A 14,054-nucleotide genomic window follows, 5' to 3' on the forward strand; every position below is an offset into this window, starting at 1 on the left:
AACTGTATAGGAGGAGTTTGAAATTCCATCTGAAGCCAAGAACTCTATTTATCCGATGACTACCCCTTCTAATACTCCTATTTTCTTAAAAATGGAAGTAAAGAGCGGTTACGTGCCTGGATAATGATTTCTAAGCTTTAGAGGGAGTAAAAACTCCCTTTGAAGCCAAGAACTCTATTTATGCGAAAGGGGAGAGAAAGGTGATTAGTGAAAAGAATATTATGATGGGTTTAACAACAGATGAAGCTAATAGGAGACTTCAACAATATGGATTAAATACACTTAAGAAAAAGAAAAAAATATCTCCTATTAAAATATTTTTTGAACAATTTAATGATTTTATAATATGGGTGCTTTTAGCAGCCACTATAATTTCTGCTTTTATGGGAGAAAAGGCGGATTCAATAACTATTGTTATAATAGTTATTACTAATGCCATTCTAGGATTTGCACAAGAATATAAAACAGAAAAATCTTTAGAAGCATTAAAACAGCTTGCGGCACCAACAGCAAAAGTAATAAGGGATAATGAGATTAAAGTATTGAATGGAGAATTTTTGGTGCCAGGAGATTTAGTGGTTTTAGAGAGTGGAGATAGAATTCCTGCTGACTGTATATTAGTTCAAGGTAATAGTATAATTGTGGATGAATCTTTGTTAACCGGTGAATCTGTGGGGGTAGAAAAAAATTCTTATGGAAAAAATACCAGTATTTATATGGGAACTGTACTTTTAAAAGGAAAAGGTACTGCTAGAGTAACAGAAACAGGTATGAATACAGAGATGGGCAAAATAGCTAATATGCTACAAAATATTGAGCATGACAAATCGCCTTTAAAGAAAAAACTATCAGACTTAGGTAAAGTTCTTGTAGTGGCTTGTGCTGCTATTTGTATAATTGTAACTTTATTAGGAATAGCAAGGGGACAAGATAGATATGAGATGTTTTTGGTGGGAGTTAGTTTAGCTGTGGCAGCTATTCCAGAAGGTATGGCTGCAATTGTTACAGTAGCATTGGCTTTAGGGGTTTCAAGAATGCTTAAAAGAAATGCCCTTATAAGAAAACTTCCTGCGGTAGAAACCCTAGGATGTACTTCCATCATATGTAGCGATAAAACAGGTACGCTAACGCAAAATAATATGACTGTAGAGAAAATATATTTTAATGATAGAATGTACGATATAAGAAAAAATGAAAGTATGAATTTTGACAAATTAAAAAAGGCCTTTGTGTATTGCAATGATTGTAGTTATGATTTTAGCCAAAAGAATTTTGAAAAGAGTTTATTAGGGGATCCTACAGAAACTGCTTTAATAAAAGCTTTTTTTAATGATGGAAGAAGCTTAAAAGATTTTTTAGATAAAAGCAGAAGAATATATGACATACCCTTTGATTCCAGTAGAAAGATGATGTCTGTTATAGTGATGGAACAAAATAAAAAGGTTTGCTATGTAAAGGGAGCTCCTGAAAGAATAATAGAAAGATGTCAATACATCTTAATCAATGGCAATATAGTTCCTTTTAATGGACAATATAAGAGTAGAGTAATAAAACAGGTAGAGGAGATGTCTTTTAACGCTTTAAGGTGTATAGCAGCTGCATACAAGGAGAAAAACTTAGAAAGCAACAACAAATCAGAACAAAATCTTATTTTCCTTGGAGTAGCAGGAATGAAGGATCCTCCAAGGCCAGAAGTTAAAGAAGCAGTATTTAAATGTAGACGAGCTGGCATAAGACCAATAATGATAACAGGAGATCATAAAAATACAGCTTATGCTATAGGTAAGGAGCTTAATATATGTAAGGATGTATCACAAGTTATGACAGGAGAAGAATTAGATAAATTATCAGATAAAGATTTATTAAATAAAATAAAAACCACTTCTGTATTTGCTAGAGTTAGTCCAAAACATAAACTTAGAATAGTTCAAGCTTTTAAAAAGAAAAATAACATAGTTGCTATGACGGGAGATGGAGTAAATGATGCTCCGGCAGTTAAAGAATCAGATATAGGTATATCTATGGGAATATCAGGCACAGATGTTACAAAGGAAGCTTCTTCGATGATATTACTAGATGATAACTTTGCTACTATAGTATCTGCTGTAGAAGAAGGAAGAATTATATATGACAATATTAGAAAGTTCATAAGATATTTATTATCATGTAATTTGGGAGAAGTTCTAACTATGTTTTTAGCGTCATTATTTTATTTAGAAACACCTCTTCTTCCTATACAAATATTGTTTGTGAATTTAGCTACAGATGGATTACCAGCTATTGCCTTAGGTGTAGATCCTCCTGATCAAGATATAATGACACAAAGACCTAGAGAAAAAGATGAGAGTATATTTGCTAGAGGGCTTAAAGAGAAGATAATTATAAGAGGTTGTTTGATTGGAGTATGTACAGTTTTTGCTTTCTTATGTGGTAAATATTATGGTATGAATTTACAAACATGCAGAACATTAGCTTTATGTACTTTGATAATGTCACAGCTATTTCATGTTTTTGAATGTAGATCTGAGAATCATTCAATTTTCCAAATGAAGTTATTTACTAATCTATATCTATTTGGAGCTGTCTTAGTATCTGTTGCTATGCTGCTTATGATAATTTATGTTCCATTTTTGCAAGGAGTTTTTCATACAGTACCTCTAAATATAGCTCAATGGTGTATAATTATATTCTTTTCAGGTTTTATTGCCTTTATTAATAGTTTATACTTGCTTTTTAGAAGATAATTTCTAAGTTCTTTTAGGGAGTATAACAATACAAGCACTTAAAAAATCTCATGCTAAAGCATGAGATTTTTTATTAGCGGTATTTTACTTTTTGAGCACTTTGAAGCTTTTTTAGTGCATCCCCTTCTAAAGGAACTAGTTGCTTTTTAGTAGTCATATTTAATATGTTCATTACTTGCAGATATTCTCTATCTGATTTTCCTTTTTTACCTTTTAACCCTTGGATTACGACTGAGTGACCTTGAGATAAAACCATAAATTCAGGTTTTTTAAACCACCTATTTTTTCTATAAATACATTTTACTATGTTCTTAGATCTATCTGGTTTTATTAATATAGTTACAGCAAGTTTATGGAAAATCCACAAAATAGATTTTTCTTCAACTTTTGCAGAAATAACTTTTCCTTGTGCTTGAGTAATTCTATCACCATATTTTTTTAAATAAGATTTTGTATAGTGTTCGGATAATTTGTCTCTAAATCCCATTATAATAGCTCCTTTACATATAATTTCTAATACTGCCAGAATAAAAGTAAAATCATAACTAAAATTTATTATAACATAGTATTTTTTTTTTTTAAATAGCTAATGATAGTTTCTCCATAACCTTGATTTTTAAAACTTATTTATTGCATGAAATCAATAAATTCTTAAAACATAGTCAAATTTATATAAATATGTGTTCCTAAATTTGTAATTGAAGAATATTAATATAATAAGTGTAGGAGAGGGGGAAAGAATGAATATGGAATTAATGCCTAAAGATATAAAATACAAGTTTGACACTGATAATATAAATTTTGATAAAAAAAAGTATAATATGCCTGAATATACCGAAGAGGTTTATGAAAAAATTAGAACAGCCCTTGAGATAGAAAATGAAGGGTATAATGTTTATTTAATAGATGATTTTTGTAAAGTTAAATTAGAAAATATAAAACAATATATATCTGAAATTTTAAAAAAGAAAAATAAGCCTAAGGATATATGCTATGTTGTCAATGATAATCCAGAAAATCCTTTTCCACTCTTTTTATCTAATGGCAAAGGAATTGTTTTAAAAGAAACTGTGGAAACCCTACAAGAGGAATATTTGAAAAGCATATATAACTTTTATAATGGTTCAAATAATAAGGAAAAGGAAGATATAATTGATAACATTCATAAAAAAAGAAATGAACTTGTAAATGACCTTATAGATAAATCGCATGATGCGGGTTTTGAAATTAGATCTACAGGAAAAGGATTTACTTTTATACCGTTAAAAGACAAAGACAAAGATGATGAGGTAATGACAGAAAAAGAATATGATGAGTTAGGTAGTAAAGAAAAAGAAGAAATATTGAATAAAGTAAGCGAACTAAAAACTCAATCTCAAAAAATGTTAGAAGAATTGAGTGAAATTGAAACTGTTGAGTTGGATAAAATAAGAAAAATTATAAAGACTTTTTTAAATGAGGAAATAAAACCTGTAGAAGATACTATCGATGAGGAGTTCATAGAAGATTCAGAGGCTATAGGATTCTTAAAAAAAATGTGTAGAGAGATAGAAGAAAATGTTGCAGATGTGTATTCTATGGTTTATGAAGATGATGAAGAAAAAATAAGTGATATAGTTATGAGATATGATGTGAATGTTTTAGTTGATAACTCAGAGCATGATAGCCCAAGAGTTATTTTTGAGGAGGATCCTAGTATTACAAATTTATTAGGTAGCATTGAATACAAGAGTCAGAATGGAACTTATATAACGGATATTTCTTTAATAAAGGGAGGAGCGTTAGTAAAGGCTAATGAAGGATGTTTAATACTCCGAGCCAGTGATTTATTAACTAATACTAATGCTTACTATAATTTAAAGAAAACCATACTAAGTGGAAATGTAAATTTTGATTTCAACAAAGGCTATGTGGAACTTTTATCATTGAAAGGATTAGAACCTAAACCAGTTCATATAAATGAAAAAATTATTATAATAGGTGATTATGATACTTACGATATATTGTATAATTATGATAGCGATTTTAAAAAAATATTTAAAATAAAAGCTCAGTATAAGCCTGTAGTAGAAACTAATAATAATACCAAAGTTTCGTTAATTGAAAACATTGTTAATATATGTAATGAAAATAAACTAAATCCTTTAGATAAAGGGGCAGTAAGAGAAGTTTCTAAATTCTTATCAAGAAAAGCTGAGCATAGAGATAAAGTATACTTTAATATAGACGAATTAAGTAAATTATTAATGCTAGCAAATAATAAAGTTGTTTATAGTAAAAGAAGTTTGATAACTGAAGAAGACATATTAGACATAGCCTATGAAGAAGATATCATTGAAAAAGAGATAAGAGAAATCTATGCACAAAATAAGATATTGATAGATATACAAGGAAAAAGGATTGGCCAAATTAATGGATTATCTGTTATAGATTCAGGGTATTTTAGTTTTGGAAAGCCTATAAGGATAACTTGTTCATGTTATAAAGGTGATGGAGCAATAATAGATGTACAAAAACAAAGTGAGCTTAGTGGAAGTATTCATAGTAAGGCAGTTAATATATTGAGAGGTTTAATAAATCAGCTTTTTGGAAGATATAATACACTACCTGTGAATTTCCATTTGAGTTTTGAACAGGTTTATGGGAAAATAGACGGAGATAGTGCATCAGTAGCAGAACTTATTTCTATGATCTCTGCAATGAGTAAAATTTCTATAAAACAAAATATTGCAGTAACAGGATCTATAAATCAATTTGGAGAAGTTCAACCTATTGGAGGAGTTAATGATAAAATAGAAGGATTTTTTAAGGTTTGTAAAGCTATTGACAAAATTGATGACAAAGGTGTATTAATACCATACTACAATAAAGATAATATAGTTTTAAGTAGGGAAGTAGAAGATGCTATAGAAAAAAGGCAGTTTCATATATATGTGATGAAAGATATAAAGGATGCTATTAATATTTTAATGGGAAAATATGAAATGGTCATTAATGCTGCTGAAAAAGAAATTAAAAAATACAAAGATAGTAAAACTGAAGCATAATATAAAAAGATGTAGGTAATTTATTTTTATATAAATAAACCTACATCTTTATTAATCTATAGTTTTTTACACATTAAATCTAAAATGAACTACATCTCCATTTTGCATAACATAATCTTTACCTTCAAGTCTGTAAAAGCCTTTTTCTCTAGCAGCTGATTCTGAACCACATTCAACAAGTTTATCATAAGAAATTATTTCGGCTCTTATAAATCCTCTTTCGATATCTGTATGAATTTTTCCACCAGCTTGAGGAGCCTTTGTGCCTATTTTAATAGTCCAAGCTCTTATTTCTTGTTGGCCAGCAGTTAAGAAACTCATAAGACCAAGTAAATGGTAACTAGAACGAACTAATATATTTAATCCAGGCTCAGTCAAACCATATTCAGAAAGCATTTCATCTCTTTCATCATCTTCAAGAGAAGATAGCTCTTCTTCAATTTTAGCACAAATGGTTACAACTTCGGAATTTTCTTTTGCAGCATAATCTTTTACTTTTTTAACAAAGTCATTTTCAGTATTACCTGATATTAAATCATCTTCAGAAATATTAGCTACATATAATATTGGTTTTGAAGTTATTAAGAAAAATGTTTTTATAACAGCAGCTTCTTCATCTGTAGTTTCTAAAGTTCTAACTGGTTTGTTAGATTCTAAGTGAGCTTTTACTTTTTCAAGTAATTCTAATTCTGCTTTAGATTCTTTATTTCCGCTACGAGCAGTTTTAGTAGCTCTTTCAATTCTTCTTTCTACCACTTCAAGGTCTGCAAATATTAATTCAAGATTTATAGTTTCTATATCTCTAATAGGATCTACAGAGCCTTCAACGTGAACAATATTGTCATCGTTAAAACATCTAACTGTATGAACAATTGCTGCAACTTCTCTTATGTGAGATAAGAATTTATTACCTAATCCTTCTCCTTTGCTTGCTCCTTTGACAAGTCCAGCTATATCATAAAATTCAACAGCAGCATAAACCTTTTTTTTAGAGTCATACATTTGTTGAAGTACATCTAATCTTTCATCAGGTACAGTAACAACTCCTACATTTGGTTCTATTGTACAAAAAGGATAGTTTGCAGATTCTGCTCCAGCCTTTGTTATTGCATTAAACAAGGTGCTTTTACCTACATTAGGTAAACCAACAATTCCTAATTTCATCTATGTACATTCCTTTCTAATCTATTAGTATAATTTCCTAATAAATTATACTCTAGTTTAGTTACTATTTCAAGCTAGCAAAGCCTAGGGATTAGCAATCAATAATTGCCAAGTTTTTAGCAAATACTAATTGTATTTTAATCCTGCTCATTAACAGTTCATAATTAAAAATTATAATAAAATAGAGTTTATATTAAAAAATTATTAGATTAGTTTAATATTTTTAAAAAATTAATTAAAAATTATTAAACTATTGAAGGAATTTTAAATTTTATATAGAATAATAGTATTGTAGTTTATTGTAGTTGTAATGCGAAAAAATGAGCAAACTAGAAATATATAAACATATAAGTAATATCGAACAAACAATAGATGAAGATATAAAAGGAGAAAACCATGGAATTTAAACATATACCAGTATTACTAAATGAGGTTATAGAATCTCTAGATATCAAGGAAGAGGGAATCTATGTAGATTGCACCTTAGGTGGTGCAGGACATTCCAGTGAAATAATTAAAAGATTATCTAGTAAAGGAAGATTAATTGGAATAGATCAAGATATTAATGCTTTAAAAGCTGCTAAAGAAAAATTAAAATCGTACGAAAATGTAACTTATGTACATGATAATTTTTATAATATAGAAAGTATTTTAAAAGACTTAGAAATTGAAAAAGTTGATGGGATTCTGATGGATTTAGGAGTTTCATCATATCAGTTAGATACTGCAGAAAGAGGATTTAGCTATATGCAAGATGCTCCTTTAGATATGAGAATGAATACTCAGAATAGTTTTTCTGCATATGATGTTGTTAACGGGTACAGTGAAAAAGAGTTGTTTAGAATTTTAAAAGACTATGGGGAGGAGAAATTTGCAAAAAGGATAGCTTGGAGAATTGTTGAGAGTAGAGAGAAAAAAAATATAGAAACTACTCTAGAATTAGTAGACATAATAAGAAAAGCTATACCTATGAAATTTCAAAAAAATGGTCACCCAGCAAAAAAAACATTTCAAGCAATAAGGATTGAAGTTAATAAGGAATTATATATACTAGATGATGCAGTCGAAGATAGTATAAGTCATTTAAAAGAAGGTGGAAGACTTTCTATAATAACTTTCCATTCTTTAGAGGATAGGATAATTAAAAATAAATTTAAAGAACTTGAAAATCCATGTACATGTCCAAAAGAATTTCCAATTTGTGTATGTGGCAAAGAACCAATTATTAAAGTAATTACTAGAAAACCAATAGAGCCATTAGATGAAGAAAAAGAATGCAATTCAAGAAGCAAGAGCGCAAAGCTTAGAGTTGCAGAAAAGATTTAGTTCTAAATTAGGGATGGAGGGAATAAAGTGATAGTGAAAAATAAAAAAAATCCTATAAATGGAAGCAGTGCTTTAGTACCTGAATACTCGCCATCAAGGCATATTGATGAAAGAAAACTTAAAGAACTTGAGCAATCTAAGAAAGAACATATAAGGATTAATAGAGAAAAAAAAGTAAAACTTAAAGCAAAGATTTTAAGAAACATAGTAGTAGGTTTTGTAGTAGCTATTACATTAATCTATAGATATTGTTTTATTTACAATATGGAAAAAAATGCTATAGGAGTAAAGAAACAAATATCTACGATGAATGCGGAAAATGAAAGTCTAAAGATTGGCTTATTAAAATATAATAATATTGAGCTAATAGAAAAAACTGCTTCTGAAAAATCAAATATGATTCCTAAGAGTAGAACAAACGTGATGTACGTAGATTTGAATAAGGATAATTTTAAACAAATTAGTAATGGACAAGAAAAAAGCAAAGGAAATTCTTTTATAGAAAAGATAAAAAAGATTTTGTTCTAATGGAGGTAATTGATTGTGGCAAAAAAAGAATACATGGACAAAGTCATAATAAAGCGAAGGATGCTGTTTGTTTTTTGCATGCTTTTGCTTTTGTTTTTTGCATTATTGTGCAGGCTCTCTTATATTACTATAGCTAAATCTGAGGAATATAAGAATATTGCTGAGAATCAATGGACGAGCGAAGTAAAGATAGAGGCAAGAAGAGGTAAAATACTTGATAGAAATGGAAATGAGCTTGCAGTTAGTGCTAATGTCTATAGAGTAGACTTGGACATGAATACATTAAGAAAAACTCAAAAGGATAAGAAAATTTCTGATGAAGATATGGCTACTAAATTAGCAGGGGCATTGAATATGGAAAAGGAAGAAGTTATAAAAATTCTTCATAAAAAATTGCCAGGAGGGCTTCCAATTGGTTCTGCTACATTGAAAAGAAGAATTGAAAAGGAAGAGGCGGACAAGGCTACTGACTTAAAGATAAGAGGAGTTATTGTGTCACCAGATACAAAGAGATATTACCCAAATAATAACTTTTTATCTCAAGTTTTAGGACATACAAGGTCTGATGGAGAGGGATTAACAGGGGTTGAGCTAAAATATAACAAATATTTAGCTGGAATACCAGGAGTTAAAATAGCTGAAACAGATAATAAGAGTCAAGATTTACCTTATACTATTTCTGAGTATACAAGACCTGTTTCAGGAAGCGATGTTATGCTTACTATTGATGATATGATACAGCATTTTTCTGAAAAAGCAGCAGAACAAGCCTTAAAGGATAATCAAGCAAAAGCAGTTACTATAATGGTTATGAATCCTAAAAATGGAGAAATTTTAGCTATGGCTAATAAACCAGACTATAACCCTAATTCTCCATGGGTAGAAGGTAAGGCTTTTAATGAACTTCAAAAAGATTGGAGAAATAGGGCTGTAAGTGATACATTTGAGCCAGGATCTATTTTTAAAGTTGTTACAGCTACAGCTGCTATGGAAGAAAAAGTTATAGATGAAGATAAATATCAAATCACTTGTACTGGTGGTTTACCTATTGGTAAAAGAATAATACATTGTTGGAAAAAAGTAGGACATGGAACAGAAAGCTTTCAAGATATATTAAAAAATTCATGTAATGTAGGTTTTATGGATTTAGGAAGAAAATTAGGCCCTGAAAAGTTAAACAAATATATTAATAAATTTGGATTTGGTCAAAAAACTGGGATAGATCTTCCAGGAGAAGCTTCAGGTATAGTTAAAAAGACACAGAATATGAGTGAAACTGATTTAGCTACAATTTCTTTTGGTCAAACTAATACACTCACATGTGTTCAATACTTAACTGCATTGAATGCTATAGCTAATGGAGGAACTTGGATAAGACCTCATGTTATGAAAGAAATATATCATTATGATGAAAATAATGAAAAGATTGTTGATAAACAATTTGATGATTTTGGAAAGAGACAAGTAGCAGATAAAGATGTAGTGGCAAGATTGAGAGGATATCTTGAAAAAGTTGTATCAGAAGGTGGAGGAAGTAAAGCTTTTGTTGAAGGCTATAATATAGCAGGAAAAACAGGAACTGCCCAAAAGGTCAAAGAGGGTGGAGGTGGATATGCGCCTAACAAGTATGTTGCTTCTTTTGCAGGTATGGCGCCAGCTGAAGATCCAAAAGTTACAGTATTGGTATCTATAGATGAGCCAAATCCAGGTAATTATTATGGTGGTCAAATTGCTGCACCTGTTGCTAAACAAGTTTTTACGGATATATTTAATTACATGTCTTTAAAAGAAGGTTCAAATATAAAGCTTAAAAATGTGCTTGTACCTGAGGTAAGAGGTAAATCAAAAGAAGAAGCAATAAAAATTCTTAAAGAAGCAAAATTAAATTATGAAATTGATAATAAGGGAGAGCATATTATTGATATGACACCTAAACCAGGCTATGCAGTGGATGAAGGAAGTAAAATTGTACTTTACAGTGGAACATCATCAAATTATAATAAGGAAGTGGTAGTGCCAAGTGTCAGAGGTTATGGCAAGGAGAAAGCTATTGAACTTCTAAAGACTTTAGGTATTGAAGCAAAAACTGTAGGTGAAGGTGTAGTTACAGGGCAAAGCATTGAAGCTGGTAAAAAAGTAAATAAAGGAACTACAACTATTGTTCTTAAACTACAAGAGATAGGTGACTAGTTATTAGTAACTAGATGTCGTGGCTGCTTAGTAGTTGATGGGATTAGACTTTCTATGAAACAAAAAAATCTTCTAAATTAGTTACTGCTTATTAAAAAAATGGTAACTAGAAATTGGTTATTGGGTACTAGAAAAAGCTGGCTACTGATTAAAGGTGTTGAAAAATGAAATGTGATTAGCAAGTATTTTGCTAATCACATTAATTTGTATTATAGAGGTGATATGTTTTGAAGTTAAATGAAATATTAAAAGGATTAGACTATAAAATTATTAATGGAAGTGATGATGAGGAAGTTAATAAGATAGAATACGATTCACGAAAAGTTGAAAAAGGTGATTTATTTGTATGTATTGAAGGTTTCAATGTAGATGGCCATAAATATGCTAAAGCTGCCTATGAGAAAGGTGCATCTGCTATAATTTGCAGTAAGGATATAGAAAAGATAGGGAAGTGCAGCATAATAAAAGTACAGGATTGTAGAAAAGCATTAGCTATAAGTGCATCAAATTTTTACGGAAATCCTTCAAAAAAATTAAAGTTAATAGGTATAACTGGTACAAATGGAAAAACAACTTCTACTTTTATGATTAAATCTATTTTAGAAAATGCAGGGCATAAAACAGGACTTATAGGTACTATTTCAAATTACATAGGAGATAAAAAGTTAAAGTCAGAAAGAACTACACCAGAATCTCTTGAACTTCATCAGTTGTTTAGAAAGATGGTTGATAATAATATAGAGTATTGTGTAATGGAGGTTTCCTCTCATTCATTAAGTTTAGATAGAGTTTATGGAATAGAATTTTGTGAAGGGGTATTTACTAATTTAACTCAAGACCATTTAGATTTCCATAAAACCTTTCAAAATTATTATGAGGCAAAATTAAAATTGTTTAAAGGGTCTAAAAATTCTATAGTAAATATTGATGACACTTATGGAGAAAAAATATTAAATGATATCAGCGGAGATAGCATTACATATTCTGTTGAAAAGAATAGTGATCTTATAGCAAAAAATATTCACAATCACTCAAGAGGTGTAGAATTCGATTTGTGTTACAAAAATGAGAACATACATATGGAATTGCATATACCTGGAAGATACAATGTGTATAATGCATTATGCAGTGTTGCTGCTTGTATTTGTGAAGGGATTTCTTTAGAAGATATTAAAAAGGGATTAAAAGATGTTGTTGTTCCTGGAAGATGTGAACTTGCAACAAAGGGGACAAATCTTGATTATGATGTAATTATTGATTATGCTCATACTCCTGATGGATTAGAAAATATATTAAAAACTGCTAAAGAATTTACAAAAGGAAGACTTATAAGTGTTTTTGGTTGTGGTGGTGATAGAGATAGAACTAAGAGACCTGTAATGGGTAAAATAGGCTCTGAAATGTCAGATATAGCTATAATTACTTCTGACAATCCTAGAAGCGAAGAACCAATAAAAATAATAGAAGATATCCTTGAGGGAATTGATAAAAGTAATTATGTAGTAGTTGAAAACAGAAGAGATGCTATAAAAAAAGCTATGATGATGGCTAAAGAGGGAGATGTAGTTGTAGTAGCTGGAAAAGGGCATGAGGATTATCAAATTTTAAAAGACGAAACAATACATTTTGATGAAAGAGAAGTTATAAAGGATATCATAAAGGAGTTGTTCTAAATGGAGAAGTTAACCTTTGAAGAAATAGTTAAAGCTGTTGATGGTAAAATAATCATAAATAATAATTTTCATAAATATAATTATGTGAGTACAGATACAAGAAAAATTTGTGAAAACAGTATATTTATTGCATTAAAAGGTGAGAATTTTAATGGCAATAATTATATTGCAGACGCTAGTAAAAAAGGCTCTAATTTATGTATAGTAGATGAAATAAACTTTAAAAATGAAGAATTGCAAGATTATACTTCTGTTATATTAGTTGAAAATACTAGAAAGGCATTACTAGATTTGGCGGAATACTACAGAAATAAATTAAATCTTAAGGTTATTGGTATTACAGGTTCTACAGGAAAAACATCTACTAAGGATTTAACTGCAGCAGCTTTAGGTTCTAAATTTAAAGTTTTTAAGACAAAAGGGAATTTCAATAATGAAATAGGACTTCCTCTTATGATATTTGAACTAGACAATAGCTACGATGTAGCTGTTCTTGAAATGGGGATGAGTGATTTTGGGGAAATTCATAGGTTAGCAAAAACCGCACGACCTGATATAGCTATAATTACTAATGTAGGTATATCCCATATAGAAAACCTAAAGACAAGAGAAAATATACTTAAAGCTAAAATGGAAATAACGGATTTCTTTACTGAAGAATCTATACTTATAATAAATAATGAAAATGATTTGTTAGCTACAATAGAAGAAAAAGATTATAAATTAATAAAAACTGGTGTTGAAAATCAATTAGATTATAAAGCTGAAAATATTGAACTTGGAGAAAGTTATGTAAAATTCTCTCTTGAAAATGATAACAAAGAAGAAAAGTTTAAAATAGATGTTCCAGGAAAACATAATGTATTAAATGCTTTATTAGCTATAGCAGCAGGGAGAGTTTTGGACATAGAGTATGATGAACTTAAAGAAGGTATAAAAAATCTAAATGTAACTTCAATGAGGTTAGATATAGTAAGAGCGAATAATTATACTATAATAGATGATTGTTATAATGCAAGTCCTGATTCAATGAAGGCTGCACTTGAGGTAATGAATACATTAAAAGGAAACAGAAAAATTGCAGTGTTGGGTACCATGAGAGAACTTGGTGATGAATCCCATAAGGCGCATAAAGAAATTGGAGAATATGCAGCAAAAATGGGAGTAGATAAACTTATAGCTGTAGGAGATTATAATTCATCTTATAAAGAAGGGTTTAATAATGATGAGAATTTTAAAATGTTTAGTAGTAACACAGAAGCTATTAAATATTTAGAAGAACTTATTAAGGATGAAGATATAATACTTATTAAAGCTTCTAGAAGTATGAAATTTGAAGAAATTGTAAAGAAACTTAAGTTAAGCAATTAAAGGAGATAGGG

The 14,054-nt window shown here is 29.6% G+C and carries 9 protein-coding genes; 7 read left to right on the forward strand and 2 right to left on the reverse strand.

From position 1 onward, the window contains the following. Positions 1-221 precede the first annotated feature (221 nt). Entirely contained in the window at positions 222-2,744 is a 2,523-nt protein-coding gene (locus tag OW729_RS13470) for a calcium-translocating P-type ATPase, SERCA-type (protein WP_268062091.1), read from the forward strand. 73 nt (positions 2,745-2,817) lie between these two features. On the opposite strand, the gene OW729_RS13475 is transcribed toward OW729_RS13470, so the two are convergent. Then, a complete protein-coding gene (locus OW729_RS13475; RefSeq protein WP_268062055.1) occupies positions 2,818-3,231 on the reverse strand; it encodes a hypothetical protein in 414 nt (137 codons plus the stop codon). 253 nt (positions 3,232-3,484) lie between these two features. Here OW729_RS13475 and OW729_RS13480 point away from each other — a divergent pair, with 253 nt between their 5' ends. After that, complete coding sequence (locus tag OW729_RS13480; RefSeq protein ID WP_268062056.1) at positions 3,485-5,791, forward strand: AAA family ATPase; 2,307 nt, start codon at positions 3,485-3,487, stop codon at positions 5,789-5,791. 66 nt (positions 5,792-5,857) lie between these two features. On the opposite strand, the gene ychF is transcribed toward OW729_RS13480, so the two are convergent. Next, complete coding sequence (gene ychF / locus OW729_RS13485; RefSeq protein ID WP_268062057.1) at positions 5,858-6,955, reverse strand: redox-regulated ATPase YchF; 1,098 nt, start codon at positions 6,953-6,955, stop codon at positions 5,858-5,860. Between the two features lie 396 nt (positions 6,956-7,351). Here ychF and rsmH point away from each other — a divergent pair, with 396 nt between their 5' ends. The 5 genes from rsmH (at position 7,352) to OW729_RS13510 (ending at position 14,043) form a co-directional block, all read left to right on the forward strand. Next, a complete protein-coding gene (gene rsmH / locus OW729_RS13490) occupies positions 7,352-8,281 on the forward strand; it encodes a 16S rRNA (cytosine(1402)-N(4))-methyltransferase RsmH (RefSeq protein ID WP_268062058.1) in 930 nt (309 codons plus the stop codon). 27 nt (positions 8,282-8,308) lie between these two features. Beyond that, positions 8,309-8,809, forward strand: a complete 501-nt coding sequence (locus tag OW729_RS13495; RefSeq protein ID WP_268062059.1) for a hypothetical protein — start codon at positions 8,309-8,311, stop codon at positions 8,807-8,809. A 15-nt stretch (positions 8,810-8,824) separates the two neighbouring features. After that, complete coding sequence (locus OW729_RS13500; protein WP_268062060.1) at positions 8,825-10,999, forward strand: stage V sporulation protein D; 2,175 nt, start codon at positions 8,825-8,827, stop codon at positions 10,997-10,999. A gap of 227 nt (positions 11,000-11,226) precedes the next feature. Next, positions 11,227-12,672, forward strand: coding sequence for a UDP-N-acetylmuramoyl-L-alanyl-D-glutamate--2,6-diaminopimelate ligase (locus tag OW729_RS13505; RefSeq protein ID WP_268062061.1), 1,446 nt, complete (start codon positions 11,227-11,229; stop codon positions 12,670-12,672). Continuing rightward, complete coding sequence (locus OW729_RS13510; protein ID WP_268062062.1) at positions 12,673-14,043, forward strand: UDP-N-acetylmuramoyl-tripeptide--D-alanyl-D-alanine ligase; 1,371 nt, start codon at positions 12,673-12,675, stop codon at positions 14,041-14,043. Positions 14,044-14,054: the final 11 nt, after the last annotated feature.

Origin of the sequence: Clostridium brassicae, from assembly GCF_026738875.1 — a bacterium.
Lineage (GTDB): Bacteria > Bacillota > Clostridia > Clostridiales > Clostridiaceae > Clostridium_H > Clostridium_H brassicae.

Coding starts and splice junctions, on each gene's coding strand:
- OW729_RS13510 (WP_268062062.1), top strand. CDS start 12,673: ATGGAGAAGTTAACCTTTGAAGAAATAGTTAAAGCTGTTGATGGTAAA.
- rsmH (WP_268062058.1), top strand. CDS start 7,352: ATGGAATTTAAACATATACCAGTATTACTAAATGAGGTTATAGAATCT.
- OW729_RS13470 (WP_268062091.1), top strand. CDS start 222: ATGATGGGTTTAACAACAGATGAAGCTAATAGGAGACTTCAACAATAT.
- OW729_RS13475 (WP_268062055.1), bottom strand. CDS start 3,231: ATGGGATTTAGAGACAAATTATCCGAACACTATACAAAATCTTATTTA.
- ychF (WP_268062057.1), bottom strand. CDS start 6,955: ATGAAATTAGGAATTGTTGGTTTACCTAATGTAGGTAAAAGCACCTTG.
- OW729_RS13480 (WP_268062056.1), top strand. CDS start 3,485: ATGAATATGGAATTAATGCCTAAAGATATAAAATACAAGTTTGACACT.